General features: G+C 27.3%; 16 protein-coding genes and 1 tRNA gene. 5 read left to right on the top strand and 12 right to left on the bottom strand.

The window, feature by feature from the left end:
- The first annotated feature begins 2 nt into the window (after positions 1-2).
- On the top strand, positions 3-1,172 hold the full coding sequence (locus NY022_RS07120; protein ID WP_267524771.1) for a cation:proton antiporter: 1,170 nt from the start codon (positions 3-5) through the stop codon (positions 1,170-1,172).
- Positions 1,173-1,230: 58 nt separating this feature from the next.
- Positions 1,231-2,475, top strand: a complete 1,245-nt coding sequence (locus tag NY022_RS07115; protein ID WP_267524770.1) for a citrate synthase — start codon at positions 1,231-1,233, stop codon at positions 2,473-2,475.
- A 39-nt stretch (positions 2,476-2,514) separates the two neighbouring features.
- Here the strand turns inward: NY022_RS07115 and NY022_RS07110 are convergent, their stop codons facing one another.
- Positions 2,515-3,795 carry an MFS transporter gene (locus tag NY022_RS07110; RefSeq protein ID WP_267524768.1) on the bottom strand — a complete coding sequence of 427 codons (1,281 nt, stop codon included), beginning with the start codon at positions 3,793-3,795 and terminating at the stop codon, positions 2,515-2,517.
- Positions 3,796-3,894: 99 nt separating this feature from the next.
- Between NY022_RS07110 and NY022_RS07105 the strand changes: the two genes are divergently transcribed.
- Positions 3,895-4,656, top strand: a complete 762-nt coding sequence (locus NY022_RS07105) for a class I SAM-dependent methyltransferase (protein WP_267524766.1) — start codon at positions 3,895-3,897, stop codon at positions 4,654-4,656.
- 493 nt (positions 4,657-5,149) lie between these two features.
- A complete protein-coding gene (locus NY022_RS07100) occupies positions 5,150-5,923 on the top strand; it encodes a MetQ/NlpA family ABC transporter substrate-binding protein (RefSeq protein WP_267524764.1) in 774 nt (257 codons plus the stop codon).
- Positions 5,924-5,963: 40 nt separating this feature from the next.
- Here NY022_RS07100 and NY022_RS07095 read toward each other — a convergent pair whose 3' ends face one another.
- Positions 5,964-7,070 carry an aminoacetone oxidase family FAD-binding enzyme gene (locus NY022_RS07095; RefSeq protein ID WP_267524818.1) on the bottom strand — a complete coding sequence of 369 codons (1,107 nt, stop codon included), beginning with the start codon at positions 7,068-7,070 and terminating at the stop codon, positions 5,964-5,966.
- 88 nt (positions 7,071-7,158) lie between these two features.
- Between NY022_RS07095 and rdgB the strand changes: the two genes are divergently transcribed.
- Positions 7,159-7,758 (top strand): RdgB/HAM1 family non-canonical purine NTP pyrophosphatase, encoded by a 600-nt coding sequence (gene rdgB, locus NY022_RS07090; protein WP_267524762.1) that lies wholly within the window; start codon positions 7,159-7,161, stop codon positions 7,756-7,758.
- A gap of 587 nt (positions 7,759-8,345) precedes the next feature.
- Here the strand turns inward: rdgB and NY022_RS07085 are convergent.
- From NY022_RS07085 to NY022_RS07040, 10 genes are all read right to left on the bottom strand, one after another.
- Positions 8,346-8,942 (bottom strand): peroxiredoxin, encoded by a 597-nt coding sequence (locus tag NY022_RS07085; protein ID WP_267524760.1) that lies wholly within the window; start codon positions 8,940-8,942, stop codon positions 8,346-8,348.
- A 141-nt stretch (positions 8,943-9,083) separates the two neighbouring features.
- Positions 9,084-9,172, bottom strand: a tRNA-Ser gene (locus NY022_RS07080).
- A gap of 3 nt (positions 9,173-9,175) precedes the next feature.
- Positions 9,176-9,598: a c-type cytochrome gene (locus tag NY022_RS07075; RefSeq protein WP_267524758.1), complete on the bottom strand. Its 423-nt coding sequence runs from the start codon at positions 9,596-9,598 to the stop codon at positions 9,176-9,178.
- 120 nt (positions 9,599-9,718) lie between these two features.
- Positions 9,719-11,188 carry a major outer membrane protein gene (locus tag NY022_RS07070; protein WP_267524756.1) on the bottom strand — a complete coding sequence of 490 codons (1,470 nt, stop codon included), beginning with the start codon at positions 11,186-11,188 and terminating at the stop codon, positions 9,719-9,721.
- A 300-nt stretch (positions 11,189-11,488) separates the two neighbouring features.
- Complete coding sequence (locus NY022_RS07065; protein ID WP_267524754.1) at positions 11,489-12,694, bottom strand: major outer membrane protein; 1,206 nt, start codon at positions 12,692-12,694, stop codon at positions 11,489-11,491.
- A 278-nt stretch (positions 12,695-12,972) separates the two neighbouring features.
- Positions 12,973-15,051: a heavy metal translocating P-type ATPase gene (locus tag NY022_RS07060; protein WP_267524752.1), complete on the bottom strand. Its 2,079-nt coding sequence runs from the start codon at positions 15,049-15,051 to the stop codon at positions 12,973-12,975.
- A complete protein-coding gene (locus NY022_RS07055; protein WP_214119511.1) occupies positions 15,026-15,610 on the bottom strand; it encodes a YtxH domain-containing protein in 585 nt (194 codons plus the stop codon). The genes NY022_RS07060 and NY022_RS07055 overlap by 26 nt, the downstream gene beginning before the upstream one ends.
- 5 nt (positions 15,611-15,615) lie before the next feature.
- Entirely contained in the window at positions 15,616-15,834 is a 219-nt protein-coding gene (locus NY022_RS07050) for a hypothetical protein (protein ID WP_214117812.1), read from the bottom strand.
- Between the two features lie 12 nt (positions 15,835-15,846).
- On the bottom strand, positions 15,847-16,287 hold the full coding sequence (locus NY022_RS07045) for a hypothetical protein (RefSeq protein ID WP_214117813.1): 441 nt from the start codon (positions 16,285-16,287) through the stop codon (positions 15,847-15,849).
- Positions 16,280-16,582 (bottom strand): HMA2 domain-containing protein, encoded by a 303-nt coding sequence (locus tag NY022_RS07040; RefSeq protein WP_214117814.1) that lies wholly within the window; start codon positions 16,580-16,582, stop codon positions 16,280-16,282. The genes NY022_RS07045 and NY022_RS07040 overlap by 8 nt, the downstream gene beginning before the upstream one ends.
- Between the last annotated feature and the right edge of the window lie 143 nt (positions 16,583-16,725).

The following is a 16,725-nucleotide window of genomic DNA, read 5'->3' as shown; positions in this document are numbered from 1 at the left end:
CAATGGAACTAGGCTCTAGTGATTTACGTATATTATTATTCATATCATTTGTAGTTTTTAGCTCTCCTTACATAGCAAAAACTACAAGACTTCCGATACTAGCAGTTGAGATAATACTAGGGGCTATTGCTGGAGCTTTTCATATAATTACAAAAACACAAGCATTTGAATTAGCATCTCATATAGGTTTTTGTTATCTTATGTTTATAGCTGGACTTGAAGTTAGTCTGCGTGATTTTACAAAGCTAAAAAAACAAGAACTAAAACAAATTTTTATTTTTTATGTAATTTTATATTTTTTATCAACAATGTTAGCATTAAGTCTAAATTTAAATTTAATAATTGCGATAATAATACCGGCTATGAGTGTTGGCTTAATTAGTATTTTATTTAAAGAATTTGATAAAACTCCAAAATGGTTAAATTTCACAATGGTATATGCAGCATTAGGGGAATTAATTACGATAATATTAGTAACTCTAGTAAATAGTTTTTCATCCTCTAATAATTTAAATGAAGTATTAATTTCTGTATTTTCAATAATATTCTTTTTATTTGCATTTATGATAATTTATTATATCTGCAATGCCATTTTTTGGTGGTTGCCTTGGCTTAAAGAAATTTTAATGCCTGATTATGACAAAGCTGAAAAAAATGTTAGACTAAGCCTTGCATTATGGATGCTAGCTGTTGCATTAATGTTATATTTTGGATTTGAGATTGCTCTAGGTGCATTTTTAGCTGGTATGTTTATATCTAGTTTTTTTGGGCACAAAAAAGATTTAGAACATAAATTAAGCTCATTAGGACAGCCATTCTTAATACCTATATTTTTCGTATATGTTGGACTTAGTATAGACTTTTCATTAATAAATTTAAAACTTTTATTATTAGCATTAGGAATAGTATTTTTTATGGCCTTATTTAGAATTATTTCATCATTTGTATTTTATAAAGAATATAAATTTCAATGTATTTTAATAGCGCTTAGTTCGTGTATGCCATTAACATTGCTAATAGCCATAGCTACACTAGGACAAAGGTTAAATTTGATTGATAATGTTTTATATTTAGCTTTAGTTTTAGCATCTTTATTAGAAGCTTTAATATTTATGTGGCTTATACCTAAAATTTCGTTACTATTTGAAACACCAAACAAAAAAATAAACTGATTTTTTTACTTTGTTTCTCATTTTTATCTTAAAATCAAAATAAAAAAAGGAGAAAAAAATGGAAAAAGCAAAATTAATTTTTGAAGGTAAAGAACACGAATTTGACGTGTTAGAAGGAACTCGTGGTGCAAAATCAATTAATTTTTCATCATTATATGCAAAAACTGGTGCATTCTCTTATGATGAAGGATTAACTAGCACAGCAACTTGTAAATCAAGTATTACTTATATTGATGGTGAAAAAGGTGAATTAAGACATCGTGGCTACCCTATTGAATGGCTTGCAGAAAACAAAAAATTCTTAGATGTAGTGCATTTATTATTACATAAAGAATTACCAAGTCCTGAAAGATTTGAAGCATTTAGATACGAACTTAAAAAAAGAAGTTTTATTCATGAAGGTATGCATAAACTTTTTGATGCTTTCCCTGATAATGCCCATCCTATGGCTGTTTTACAAGCGGCTGTTGCAGCACTTGCTACGTTTTATCCTGATCATTTAAATATGGATAAACATGAAGATTTTATGGAAATGGCTGCAAGAGTTATTGCAAAAATCCCAACAATAGCAGCGAGTGCATATCGTTATAAAAACGGCTTTCCTATGGCATACCCAAATTTAGATAGAGGATTTACTGAAAACTTCTTATATATGTTAAGAACCTATCCATACGAGCATGTAAATCTAAGACCTATTGAGGTAAAAGCACTTGATACAGTTTTAATGCTTCATGCTGATCACGAACAAAATGCAAGTACAAGTGTAGTTCGTTCAGTTGGTAGTACTCACGCTCACCCATATAGTTGCATTAGTTCAGCTATCGGTGCATTATGGGGACATGCACACGGAGGTGCTAATGAAGGTGTTATTAGAATGCTAGAAATGATAGGTACACCTGATAGAGTTGATGAATTTATAAAAAGAGCAAAAGATAAGAATGATCCATTTAGACTAATGGGATTTGGACATAGAGTTTATAAAAACTTTGACCCTCGTTCAAAAGTTCTTAAAAAATTAAGAGATGAATTAATTGATGAGATAGGAATAGATGCAAATTTCGTAAAAGTTGCGACTAAAATTGAAGAAATTGCATTAAATGATGATTATTTTGTAAGTCGTGGATTATATCCGAATGTTGATTTTCATAGTGGCTTAATCCTAAAAGCTCTAGGAATTCCAAATGAAATGTTCGCTGTAATTTTCGTAGTAGGTAGAACTCCAGGTTGGATTTCACAATTAATAGAACAAAAAGAAACTCCATTAAAAATAGTTCGCCCAAGACAAATTTATATCGGAAAATAAAAATCGTGGCTATTGCCACGATTAATTTTTACATTTTGCTTATTGTAAATTTAATAATTCTTTATCGCTAATTTTTTTGCTGTTATATTTAACGAAAATTTCACCATTTTTTTCACTAATATCAATTACATAAATATTATTTTTTAAAATATTTAAATCACAAGACTTACTAACTTTAATAACCTTAAAATCATTAGGGTTATCAATAGTTCTTAAAATAATAAACCATAAAACACATACCACAGCAATCATTATTAAAAATTCATCATGTAAATTTGCATGCATGAAAATACCACACAAAACTGCCCCCATAAAAGAGCCAAAATATCCACAAGAATTAGCAAAACTTAATGCAAGTCCTTTTTGTCTAGCTTTACAAATTTTTGAAATAGAACTTTGCATAATCGGCTCAAGAAGACAAAATGCTATAAAATATAAAATCACTGCTAATAAAAAAAGATAATAATTTTCGCTTATAAACACTAAATAACTAAGACAAAATAAAATAACTCCTAACAATAATATAAATTTACTTTTACCTTTAGATTCTCCTACAACTCCACCAAATCCCATTGCTAAAAATCCAAAAACCATAGCTACACTATAAACAATCCACAAATCATCCTTACTTTTATTAAATATATTAACAAAAGATAATGGGATTATCATAAAAGCACTAGAGCTTAATAATTTTTGCAAAAAACAAGTAAGATAAAGTTTGTTTAAATTTGAACTCAAAAATGCTTCTTTAAAAGGTATTTTTTCTAATTTTTGTATATTTTTTTCTTTAGGTAAAATTCCTAATAAAACTATACACAAAACACTCAAAAACGCACTTATATAAAATAAAGCTCCAAGTCCAAAAAAACTAGATATAACAGAACCAAAAATAATAGCTACAACAAAACTCATACCTATACTAGCCCCCATTATAGCCATAGCTTTAGCTCTATCTTTTTCGCTTGTCAAATCAGCTATCATAGCAGTTGCTACGCCACCTATAGCACCAATTCCTTGCAAAGACCTCCCGACTAACATAGTATAAATATGAGTAGCATTAGCACAAATAAAACATCCAATTATAAAAATTATCAATCCTAAAAACATAGTTTTTTTTCTACCAATTTTATCACTCATAGCCCCAAATGGAACTGAAAAAATCATTTGAAAAATTGCATAAATTCCAACAATAAGTCCTATTAATACGCTATTTGAACCTATTAATTCATTAGAATATAAACTAATAACTGGTAAAACTATAAAAAGACCAAAAAACCTTGATGAAATAATAAAACTAAGAATTAAAGTATTTTTATTCATAATCCTTCCTTTTTGATAAAAGATTATTTTACTCCTAAATTTATTTACTAATAATTTAATTTTTTATGAATTAATAATTATCATACATAAAGGAAAATAATGTTAAAAACAAATAATTTATCTAAAATCTCATTTAAAGATTTGTATATAGAACAAAAATTAGTAAGTGATTTTAAAAGCAAAACTCCTAGTGAATGGGATAAAAAAGCTAATAGTTTTAATGATTTTAAAAAACACGAAGAATATGTAAAACAATTTTTAAATTTTGTTGATTTTAGTGAGTGTGATTCTTTATTAGATTTTGCGTGTGGGACCGGATTTTTGTCTATGAATGTGCCGATTAAAAATTTAATTTTATGCGATTTTTCTCATGCTATGTTAGAAATTGCTAAGAAAAATTGTCCTAATGCAAAAATACTTCAAGGTTCATTTGATGATATAAAAAATATAAAAACTGATTTAGTATTTGCAAGTCGTTGCCTTGATGTAAGTGATTTATCAAATGCTTTACAAATTTTATTAAATAGCACTAAAAGAAGACTATATTTTAGCTATAAAATTGATAATTCTTACATAGATGAAAGAATAATACAAGAATTAGATTTAGATATACACCCGACGCCGAATTTCATTTATGCAGCGAATATTTTATATGAACTTGGATATTTTTTTACTATAAATAAAATTTCCATTGAAAATAAAAGCTATTTTAAAGATTACGAAAGCTTTAAAAATAGCGTGGAATTTTCATATAAAACTCTAAGCGAAGAACAAAATTTAAAACTAAAAAAACTTTATAATGAAAATAAAAATTTAAATAAAAATAAATTAGAATGGGCTATTTTTTGTGTTGAAAAATAAAAATCAATAAATTTTTATTATATAAAATTACTATTATTACAAGGGATTAAATTGTATTAATAATATAAAATTATGTAACAAAAATACACAATTAATAAAAATCTCTTAAAAAAATAAATAAAATTATCATATATTATAATAATAAAAATAATAAATATTAACTATAAAACTATAAATATAATAAATAATTATTGTTTTTTAGCTAAATAAAAATAAATTATGAAAAAATAAATAAAAAAATATTATTTATATTTAAGTTTATTTTAATATTTTATTAACTATGATTCAAAAAATTTAAAAAAGGATTTTAATTATGATGACACAGATGCAATAGCGTCTGATTAAAAATTTTTCTTTTTAGTCGGACGCAAAAATATATAAAAAGCAAGCGACTAAAAAGAAAATAAGCTTACTTAAACATTATCTTACTTATTTTCTTTATGGATTGTATTTTAGTTGTGTATATACACTTTTATAAAATTAAGGAAAAGTTATGAAAAAGTTATTATTTATTTTAGGTATTTGTAGTGTATTTTTTGCAAATGATAATGTTATAAAAATCGGTGTAACGCCTTATCCAACAGCTATGATTTTAGAAAACGTCAAAGATATAGTTGAAAGTGAAGGTTACAAATTAGAAATAATTGAATTTGACAATTATATAGTGCCAAATTACGCTCTAAACGATGGTGAGTTAGATGCAAATTTCACACAAAGTAAGCCATTTATTGATATTTTTAATAAAGAGCGTGGGACAAATTTAGTAGGAGTTGGAAAAATTTTTGTATCCCCTATGGGTGCTTATTCTAATAAATTAAAAAATATTAAAGATTTGCAAAAAGGAGCAATTATTTATATTCCAAGTGATTCTATTAGCTGTGATAGAGCATTAGAACTACTCACAAAATATGACATTATAGGATTTAGCAAAGATTTTAAAGGAGATTTAAAATCAGTGCTTGATATAAGCTATAATCCTTTAAATTTAACTATAAAAGAAGTAGAAGCACCTCAACTTACTAGAACATTAAGTGAAGGTGATTTAAGCGTTATTAATACAAATTATGCCTTAGTAGCTGGACTTAACCCTATTAAAAACGCATTAATACACGAAGATATAAATTCTAAATTTATAAATGTCTTAGCTGTAAGAAGTGGCGATGAAAAATCACCTAAAACCAAAGCACTTTTAAAAGCAATGCAAAGCGAAAAAATGAGAGAATTTTTAAATACTAACTTCAAAGATGTTTTACTTCCTAGCTTTTAAAAAATTTCAAGGCTAACAAGCCTTGGAATTTAATCAAAAACTAATCTTTAAAATTATTCAAATATTTAGCTACTTTCATAGCACTAGCAAATGCAAAATGAATATTAAAACCACCAAGCTCACCAGTTACATTCACACACTCTCCTATAAAAAATAGCCCATTTTGCAACCTACTTTCATAGTTTTTATTTAATTCCATCAAACTAATCCCACCTTTACAAACTTCAGCTTTATTAAACCCTAAATTGCCAGCTGGACTAAAATCATAATGATTTAATTTTTTTATAATATTTTTTTCAATATCATTATAATTTTTCATAGCCTTATCGTCTAAATTATTTGCTTTTAAAAATTCCTTTACAAAAGATTTAGGCAATGGCAATACCGAACTAGCCTGTTTATTTTCATTAAAATTTATATTAAAATTATTTAAAAAATTAGCTATGATTTTACCTTTTTCCCAATAAAGCGACGAGCTAAGCACTACAGGTCCGCTTATACTTTTATGCGTAAATAATAAAGAACCTTTAAAATTTTTATTACCTATATTTAAACTGCAATCAATACTAATACCACTTAAATTTTTCATAAAAAATTCATCTTTTTGTAAGGTAAAAGGCACTAAAGCTGGTAAAAAAGGATAGTGTTTTATGCCAAAATCTTTAGCAATTTTTAACGCTATATCACTAACACCAAGATTAGCAAAACTAATACCACCACTAGCTACGATTAATTTTTTAGCATTAAATTTACCCTTATTTGTATCAATTACAAATTTATCAATTTCTTTTGTAACGCTTAAAACCTTAGTATTTAAATAAATTTTTGCTTTAATATTTTTTAATATTTTATCTAAAATTAATTTTGAACTAGGAGCAAAAAATTGCTTGTTTCTTATTTTTTTAAACGAAATTTCATTAAATTCATTAAGACAATCTAAATAATTAAATTCATTTAATGTATCATCTAAAATATCGTAATTATCACATAAGTAATGCTCTTTATTTATATTTTCATTAGTTATATTACACTTGCCACCACCACTTATTAAAAGCTTTTTAGCAATACTTTCATTTTGCTCTAAAATAATTATATTTTTTGATTTTAATTTACTAGCACAAAAAAGCCCACTAGCCCCTGCGCCTATGATTACAATATCTATAATTTTCTCCTAAATTTATTTTTTTTCATTTTATCACAAAAATTTATCCTATAATAAAATAAAAGGAGTTGATATGAAAATAATAATCGCTAGTTCAAACATTGGTAAATTAAATGAATTTAAAGAATTACTAAAAGACCATGAATTATTTTTAGCAAGTGAATTTATAAAAGATTTTAATCCGATTGAAAATGGCAATAGTTTTAAACAAAATGCGAAAATAAAAGCAACATATTTATGGAATAACCTAAACAACGAATTAAAAAAAGATTATACTGTATTGTCCGATGATAGTGGTCTTTGTGTAGAGGCATTAAATAACGCACCTGGTATTTATTCTGCTAGATATGGTAATAATTATGAAGGTGATTTTGAAAATAAAGATGCTAGAAATAGAGCAAAATTAAAACATGAATTACAAAATTTAGGACTAAATTCAAGCAAGGCTGCCTTTGTTTGTGTTCTTTGTCTTATAAAAAATAATGAATTTTATTTTTCTAAAGGCGTTTGTGATGGCAAAATAATATGCGATGAATATGGTGATAACGGATTTGGATTTGATTGTATGTTTATCCCTGACAATTATGATAAAACTTTTGCACAATTTAGTGAAAGTGAAAAAAATCAAATAAGCCATAGGGCATTAGCATTAAAAAATATGAGTATTTTATAATATTGCAATCTACTAACTTCTACAATATTAAAAATTTAATTGTAGGTTAACTTTTGCAATATAATAAAATATTTTATTTGGCTTAGATATTTTTATATTATTTTAATATTTTGTTTAATAAATTATAAATTTATTAAACAATAATTTAATTCTTATAAAACTATACTAAGGCCAATTAATATATTTACTAAAATAAATGAGCTAAATATAAAAATAAAAAAAGACTTAAAAGTTAATTCATCTTGTAAATATAAATAAAAATAATAAGCAATCGCACAAATTATAAGAAATGAGTGTAAAACAATATCTATAACCGAAAGAATAGTAAAATATCTAAACATAAAAAACAATAACAACAAAAGAAAGTATTTACTACATAAATAAAAAAATTAATTTTATTAAATTTAATCATACAAAAACCTTTTTTTAAATTACAATATAATATATCAAAAAATATTCAAATTGTTTAGAAAATTTAATTTTTATTTTTTTTAAAAAAATTAATCTATATTAATGGCTATGATATTATATTTAAATTTTGTAGGATAATTTAAAAGAAAATAGGCTAGAAAATCTAGCCTAAAAAATTATAGTTTATCGCTATTATTAGCTAGGTAATCAGCAACACCTTTTGGATCAGCTTTCATACCTTTTTCGCCTTTATGCCAGCCAGCTGGACATACTTCACCATGCTCATTTGTAAATAGCATCGCATCAACCACTCTAATCATTTCATCAACATCTCTTCCTAGTGGTAGGTCATTAATTACCGCGTGGCGAACTGTTCCATCAGCGTCTAATAAGAATGAACCTCTTAAAGCTACTGCTTCATCAAATAATACATCAAAACCACGAGCGATTTCTTTTGTAAGGTCTGCTACTAATGGAAATTGAACATTGCCAATACCGCCTTGATTTACTGGAGTGTTTTTCCAAGCAAAATGGCAGAATTCATTATCGCCACTAATTCCGATTACATTAATTCCTCTATCTTGGAAATCTTTAAATCTTTTATCAAATGCGATAATTTCACTTGGACATACGAATGTAAAATCTTTTGGATAAAAGAATACTACTGTTCCTTTTTTACCCATATTTTTGTATAGATTAAAATTGTTATCTATTGTATTGTTTCCTAATACAGCTGGAGCTGTAAAATCTGGTGCTTTTTTTGTAACTAACATAATTTGTCTCCTTATTAATAATTTTTATTTGTTGAAAAATTATAAATGTTAGAGTTAATATTTTGGTTAATAAAAAAATATTTTTAATAAATTTTATCATAAAGATAAATTTACAATATCATAAAATATAAAAATCAAAAGTGGCGGGGAGAGTGGGATTTGAACCCACGAAAGCTATTAACTTTACACGCGTTCCAGGCGTGCTCCTTAAACCGCTCGGACATCTACCCAAATTATTCTATAAATAAACCATCTTGAGTTTTTTTAGCAGGTTCAGCATTTTTACTATTTGGCAATTCTAAATTATCACTACCTTTTATATACGCTATTATATTATCCATTTCTGCATGAGATAATCTTTTTGCATATCTTTGCATTACAAATCTTGTCTTACCACCGTAATCTCTATCATTTTGATACTTTAATAAAGATGATTTTAAATAAGAGGCTGTTTTACTATCTAAAGCACTAAAAGTTCCACTGGCTTTCTCGCCTTTAGCACCATGACATGCGGCACATTTGTATGTTTTAATATATAAAGTTTCGCCCAATTTTTCATCAACATTCTCGCTATTAATATTATAATTTAACAAAGCATCCATATCAATGCTAAAAGCCATACTTGTAAATGCCAAAAAAATTAATATTTTTTTCATATAAACCTCTTTAAAAATTTAGGACAATTCTAACCTATTTTTATAAATAAACTTAAATATTTGTAAGTGATTAATCTAAATTAAAATATTGATTTGCTAGGCTTTCGCCTAGCATAATAATTAGAATGTATATTTTGCTTCAAGTCTGATTTTATCAGTTCTCGTGCTGTAATTATCACTAGGTCTTTTATCAAATTGCACCTTAGTCTTACTCATAGCATAGAATGATGAGAATTCTAGCTTGTCGCTATATTTATATGATAATCTTGGAGTAACTTCAAATAATTTTCGTTTCATATCAAAAGATGAAACAGAAATTTTATTTTTTCCATAAATAACATCTACGCCAAATCTAACATCAGCATAAGTATAGCCTAACTCAGCAAAAACAAAATCACTCTTACCTATACTTGCAGTCATTAATTTATCCATAATTAATTCACCTGAATTAATCAAGCGACCTTTATTATGTAGAGTATTGATAGTCCATTTATCTTTCTTACCAAATCCTACATAACCTAAACTACCATCAAATCCATAAGCATTAACACCAGCTTCAATACCATAGAAATTACCATTAGCAAAACCTATATATTCTTTAACATCATTTTTTAGACTATTACCTGCATATTGAGCGTGGATATTATATGCTACGCTATCTTTATCGCCAAAATTAGCTGCTAAATCTAATGCATAAAGTGTTCCTACATTATTTAAATAAGACAACCATAATTGTGCATCAACTGGAGCAAAACTACCCATAACAGCTATACCATATAAATTATTGCTGTAAAGCATAGAATTTAAGCTGGTTAAATTACCATAAACTACCAAGTTATTAATTTTATTCATAGTAGCTGCATTATTTAATATGCTTGGTAAAACAATTGTTTTTGCAAAGGCATCTTCCATACCAGGTTTTATAGGCAAACCATCCTTTATCAATTTATTTGTTGTACTTAAAGCCGTATTATAAACACTTACTTCTATATCTTTAATAATTTGTTTATTCATTAGCCCAAAACTATTATATATAAGATTTCCTTTATCATCAAAAGTAACAGATCCATCCAATAAATGCTCGCCTATTAAATCACTTGAAGATGTATCAAAATTATCAAACATATAAGCAGCAAATGTTAGACCTTCTATGCTATTATTTACAACTTTAACACCATTACCTACTAAATCATCAGTCCAAATTGAACCAACTTCCATTCTACCTAAATTAACAGAAGTATCATAATTATTATATGTCAAATACCCTTCTCTTACTTTAAAAGTTGAATCAACATCAGCTCTAGCCTCATCGCCATAAGAATATTCTTTAGTATCATATCTAAATACAGCTGTAGCTTTAAAATTATCAGCAATATCAGCTGTTAATTTTAAATGACCTCTTAATTGATGGTTTTGTTTATCTTTATAATATACATCTCCATCTGATTTATGCGTAATAGTCTCATATCTATATCTTAAGTAACCTGATAAATCAACATTTTGAATAGCTTCATCTAATGCAACAGCGTTAGCAAAAGAAAAAGAACCTGCAGCTACAACAGCAGCTAAACTTAATTTAACTAATTTCATATGTATCCTTTGTATTAAAAATGACCTATATTTTACCCCCCCCATCTTAAAAAAAATTAAATTTTTGGTAAAAATTAGTAAAAAAATTAAAAAAATAATGAAAATTGATAATATTGAAAATAAATATAAGTACCAAATAATAAAATTTATAGATATTAAAAGCATTGTTAAAATGGATTATTTTTATTATTTTTTATAAATTTACAACAACTACTAAGATAATGGCTAATGACTTACATTAAAAATTTAAATTTATTAGTTTGATTAGAATAAATGCTAGGCATAAGCCTAGCATAATAATTAGAATGTATATTTTGCTTCAAGTCTGATTTTTTTAACTTTCTCTTTATCACCATCTTTCCAATCAAAATTTTTGATCGTTGTATAAGAATAGAATGATGAGAAACTTAACTTATCACTATATTTATATGATAATCTTGGAACAACTTCAAAATATTTTTCTTTAACATCTTTATCATTATTATTTGTACCATAAACTAAATCTACACCAAATCTTACATCAGCATAAGTATAGCCAAGTGTTCCGAATACGAAATCTTTTTTACCTACACTAGCTGTATATTTAGTATTTTTATAATCCATTGCAACTTCACCAGCTGTCATTAATTGACCTTGGTCTTCAATAGAGCTTACAGATAATTTACCTTTTTTACCATATCCGATATAACCTACATTGAAGTCAGCACCAAATGCATCAAAACCAGCTTCGATACCATAGAAATTACCGTTAGCTGCGCCCAATGAGTCTTTTAAATCACCTTTCAAGCTATTACCAGCATATTGAGCGTGAATTCTATAAGCAAAATCATCTTTATCACCTAAGTTAGCTGCTAAATCTAAAGCATAGAATGTTCCAACTTTATTCATATAAGCTACCCATAGTTGTGCATCAACTGGAGCAAAGCTACCGATTGCAGCGATACCATAGATATTATTATCTCTTATATCTTTATATTTGTCATCGTTAAATACAAAATCCTCATCATCACTATAGTTATCAAATACATAAGCAGCTAAAGTTAAACCTTCAACGCTATTGTTTAATACTTTTAATCCGTTAGCATATAAATCATCAGTCCAGATTGAACCTACTAATAATCTACCGAATTGGAAAGTTGTATCAAAATTTGTATAGCTTAGGTATGCTTCTTGAACTGCAAATCCTTCACCTACATTAGCTCTTGCTTCATCATCTTTTGTATTCTTCCATGAGCGTTCTCCTGTCTCACCATATAATAAACCAACATTAGCTTTAAAATTATCAGCAATGTCAGCTGCAAAATTTAATTTTGCTTTATATTTATGTACTTGAGCATCGTTACGAACTTTAGCATCACCTCTTTTTGTTGTTTTAGAATCATATCTATATCTTAAGTAACCTGATAAATCAACATTTTGAATAGCTTCATCTAATGCAACAGCGTTAGCAAAAGAAAAAGAACCTGCAGCTACAACAGCAGCTAAACTTAATTTAACTAATTTCATTTTTTCTCCTTTTATTTTGTAAAATGTAGGAGTATGTTAGCATAAAATTTGAAAATTAAGCTTAAAGTTATATAAAAATTGAAAATTTTAATATTTTGTATTGATAGCTAAAACTTAAAATCCCTTGTATTTATAGGGATTTTAGAGCTTTGTATCAAGGAGTAAAAATTAGTTTAAGTTCCGTAAATATTATAGATGATAAGTTAATACTCAGTAAGATAAATTTAAAATGATAAAATAAAAACTAATTTAATTTTAAATTATTTAATTAGTTTTACCTAATTAAATAATCTTTTATGTTTTACAGCACTTGCTAATAAGCCAATAGTTGTGCCATTATGAGCAAATGCAGTAGCTGCCGGGCTTAATAAACCAAGTGTTGCAGCACCTAATATGAATGAATTAACCCATACCGTTGTGCTAAAGTTTTTATCAATTTTTTTCATAGTTTCATTAGCTATAACTTTTGCTTCTAAAATACAAGCAAAATCATCTCTTAGTAATCCAATATCAGCACTAGCTTTTGCTAAATCAGCACCTTTTTGCATAGAAATTCCAACATCAGCTTGGACTAACGACGGAGCGTCATTTATACCATCGCCTATAAAGGCTACTTTTTTGCCTTGAGCTTTTAAACTAGCTAAAATATTTGCTTTATCTTGTGGTAAAAGCTCTGCATAAACCTTATCAATCCCAAGTTCTTTTGCAACTTCTAAAGCCCTACTTTCAATATCGCCTGTTAGCATTACTAATTCTTTTACGCCGTTTTGCTTAAGCTTTGTTAAAATTTCTTTAACATTACTTCTAATTTCATCTTTCATAGCAATTACACCTAATAATTCTTTAGATTTTGCTACATATAAAAGAGTTAGTCCTTTAGCTAAAAGTTCTTTAATATTTGCATTAGCCCTAGAAAAATCAACACCTTCATCATCTTCTAAAAAGTGCCTTGAGCCAATTATTACTTCTTCATTATCAATACTAGTTTTAACGCCGTGTGCTACTATAAATTCCACTTCTCCGTGATTAATATGAGAAAATTCACGCTCTTTAGCAGCCTTTACTATAGCTTCTGCAACAGGGTGAAAATAATGCTCTTCAGCACTTGCACTTAAATTTAACAATGATTTTTCATCATATTTTGGGCTAAACACATGAACGCTTTCAACTTTTAAATCTCCATAAGTTAATGTACCTGTTTTATCAAATACAAAAGTATCAACCGAGCTTAAATTCTCTAAAGCAGTGCTACCTTTAAGCAATATCTGTCTTCTTCCTGCATAAGAAATAGCACTTTTAAATGCCACAGGAGTTGCTAGTTTTAAAGCACAAGAATAATCAGCCTGAAGCACACTAGCCATCGCTGCACTTCCTTTATATAAATATGCAAGTCCAGCAAGTCCTAAAGTAACAGGCACTAAACTATCTGCTAATTTATAAGCTTTTTGCCCTATTTTTGATTTTTCTTCTAAGCAATCTTTCATATAATGTAAAATCTTAGCCGTTGACGTATTTTCTCCAACACTTTCAGCCCATATTTTAATACGACCTTCAACTACCACGGTTCCACTTAAAACCCTATCTCCACGACTTTTAGTAACTGCTTGGGCTTCTCCTGTCATAGAAACTTGATTAATACTAGCAATCCCATCAACAATATAACCATCAACTGCTATATTATCTCCTTGAGATACCACTACAATATCCCCTACTACCAAATCTTTCGCACTTTTTTTAACAAGCTCTTGATTAACTTCTACCCAAGCGTGAGTTATTTGTGGTTTTGCTAGTTCTTTTATCAAATCATCACTTTTTGCCACTACGCTTTCTTCAATATATTCGCCAATATTTAGCATTAAATTAGTGCTATTTGCTGCCTTATAATCTTTTCTATATAAAGAAACTCCTACTGCTGCTGCTTCTAATACTTTTGAAGTTAAGCCATTTTCAATAAGTTCTAAAGTTCCTTCTTTTAATAAAGGCAATGCAGTTGCGCTAGAAACAAAACCATCATAAATAGGGCTTGTTTTATAGCTATTTGCTAAAGCTAAAATAGATGAATAAATCATAGCCTTACTTGGAGTTTCTTTTGCTTTTTTTAATTGCTTAATTTCATAAGTGCTAAAAAAATCTAATATTTTTTGAGCTAAATTATTATCAATTTCTTTTGAACTTGTAAAAACTAAGCTTTTTGAAGCATTATTAACACTTACAAAAACACCAGAAAAATTAAGATTAAACTCACTTACTAATAAATGATTATCGCTTAGATTATTAAGCGTATTTAGCCTAATTCTAAGACGATTTTTAGAGTGATGAATAACCTTACAATTATTCTTGCATTGAAGCTTTTGCATCTTCTACTTGCTCTTTAAATTCTTCAATAGCAGCACTAGCAAAACTTTGAATTTTTGCAACACCTTTTGCTAAAGTATCTTTTGCATCTTTATTGCTTAATAAATAAGTAACCGCAGCACCAATTAAAATTCCTTTTACTAAAGGAGAGCCAAAAAGCCCTGTTCCTTGAGTTGTTAGCGAACTTAAAAAGCCTGTATTTTGATTGTTGTTTGCAGTATTATTTAAATTATTGTTTGAAACATTATTTAAATATGGATTATAAGAATAATTTTGATTATTATATCCTTGATTAACATTATAATTTTGATTATTGTTTAAATATGGATTATTATTATTTGTCATTTTATTTTCTCCTAAAAATTGATTAATTAAAATTCCACTAATTCCAGAAACTATTGCGTTTTTATAATCTTTCCTAGCTATATCATTGCTTGTTTTAATTGCAAAATAACTAGTAACTCCTACCTTTAAACTTGCTTTTAAATCTTGAGTTGTAAAAAAATTATTAAGACTAGAGCTTAATAAATGATCACTCGGAACCCTACTTGATGTAAGCATAATTTTTACTTCTTAGAGCTTTTTTTAGCTACTTCTTTCTCGCATTTGCAACAAGGTTTAAGTTTTGAGATTTTTAAAATTGCATTTTCTGTCATTTTTCCTGCACTTTTTGCAAAATCTTGAGAATTAAACTCACTTATACTTTTTTTAATACTATCTTTTTTATTATAAATTGTTACTGCAGCTACGCCTAATGCTGCACCTAATATGAATGGAATTGGCATGATAATCTTCCTTTATTTTAAAATATCTTTTAAAAAATTACTAACTAAAGAATCTACATTAAATTCATTAGTCGCAAGGCTTTTTCTTAAAGCCACCTGATACTCATTAACCGAACTAGCCCAAAGTCTAAAAATAAGGTCTTTTAGCTTTTCATCTTTGCAAACATTAGCCGCTATTTTATAAGCTTGAACGATTTCAAATTCTTTTGCTAAAAGTAGCAAATAAGCATCATTTAAACTGCACTCAACCAATAAAGCATTATTATCGCTAATTAATAATTGATTTAATTGCTTTTTTGCATTTAAAATATCTTTTAAAATACCATCATTAAAGCAATTAGCATAATACTCATATAATTTTATGCTAGTTAAATCTAGCTCAAAAGCTCTTCTTATATCGCTGTTTTCTAGTTCTTGCAAAAACTCTTGGTTTTCAAATCTTAGCTCAAGCAATGTTAAGCTCCTTTAAAGCTAGGTTAATCTCATCAATGTTTTTTGCATTGATTAAATTATCAAGGCTTTGTTTTGATATGATTTTATCATCATATAAAATAGTAACCTTGCCTAAGATTTTATTAACTTTAACTTCATTAATCCCTTTTAGATTAAAAACTTCATCAATGTTGTAGCTTTCTAAGTCTTTTAATTCTCTTATCTTGCTAGATATATCAAGTCTTAATCTACCACTTGTGTGATGAGTGATTGTAATGTATTCTAAAACTTCACTTAAAACCTTAGCTTTATCCATTAAAAATCCTTTCGTTTTCAAAAATGATTGTAGTCCCTAAAACTTAAAATAAAATAAAATATATAAGATAATGATAATCAAAAAGTGGCAAAAACTCAATATTTATGCTATTTTGCTAATCTTTTCTATATTAAATTACTAAG

Origin of the sequence: Campylobacter sp. MG1, assembly GCF_026616895.1 — a bacterium.
Lineage (GTDB): Bacteria > Campylobacterota > Campylobacteria > Campylobacterales > Campylobacteraceae > Campylobacter_E.
This window is presented reverse-complemented; position numbering and strand designations above follow the sequence as displayed.

Excerpts from the sequence above, each read along its gene's own strand:
- NY022_RS07120 (WP_267524771.1), top strand. The coding sequence starts at position 3 with ATGGAACTAGGCTCTAGTGATTTACGTATATTATTATTCATATCATTT.
- NY022_RS07115 (WP_267524770.1), top strand. The coding sequence starts at position 1,231 with ATGGAAAAAGCAAAATTAATTTTTGAAGGTAAAGAACACGAATTTGAC.
- NY022_RS07110 (WP_267524768.1), bottom strand. The coding sequence starts at position 3,795 with ATGAATAAAAATACTTTAATTCTTAGTTTTATTATTTCATCAAGGTTT.
- NY022_RS07105 (WP_267524766.1), top strand. The coding sequence starts at position 3,895 with ATGTTAAAAACAAATAATTTATCTAAAATCTCATTTAAAGATTTGTAT.
- NY022_RS07100 (WP_267524764.1), top strand. The coding sequence starts at position 5,150 with ATGAAAAAGTTATTATTTATTTTAGGTATTTGTAGTGTATTTTTTGCA.
- rdgB (WP_267524762.1), top strand. The coding sequence starts at position 7,159 with ATGAAAATAATAATCGCTAGTTCAAACATTGGTAAATTAAATGAATTT.
- NY022_RS07085 (WP_267524760.1), bottom strand. The coding sequence starts at position 8,942 with ATGTTAGTTACAAAAAAAGCACCAGATTTTACAGCTCCAGCTGTATTA.
- NY022_RS07075 (WP_267524758.1), bottom strand. The coding sequence starts at position 9,598 with ATGAAAAAAATATTAATTTTTTTGGCATTTACAAGTATGGCTTTTAGC.
- NY022_RS07070 (WP_267524756.1), bottom strand. The coding sequence starts at position 11,188 with ATGAAATTAGTTAAATTAAGTTTAGCTGCTGTTGTAGCTGCAGGTTCT.
- NY022_RS07065 (WP_267524754.1), bottom strand. The coding sequence starts at position 12,694 with ATGAAATTAGTTAAATTAAGTTTAGCTGCTGTTGTAGCTGCAGGTTCT.
- NY022_RS07060 (WP_267524752.1), bottom strand. The coding sequence starts at position 15,051 with ATGCAAAAGCTTCAATGCAAGAATAATTGTAAGGTTATTCATCACTCT.
- NY022_RS07055 (WP_214119511.1), bottom strand. The coding sequence starts at position 15,610 with ATGCTTACATCAAGTAGGGTTCCGAGTGATCATTTATTAAGCTCTAGT.
- NY022_RS07050 (WP_214117812.1), bottom strand. The coding sequence starts at position 15,834 with ATGCCAATTCCATTCATATTAGGTGCAGCATTAGGCGTAGCTGCAGTA.
- NY022_RS07040 (WP_214117814.1), bottom strand. The coding sequence starts at position 16,582 with ATGGATAAAGCTAAGGTTTTAAGTGAAGTTTTAGAATACATTACAATC.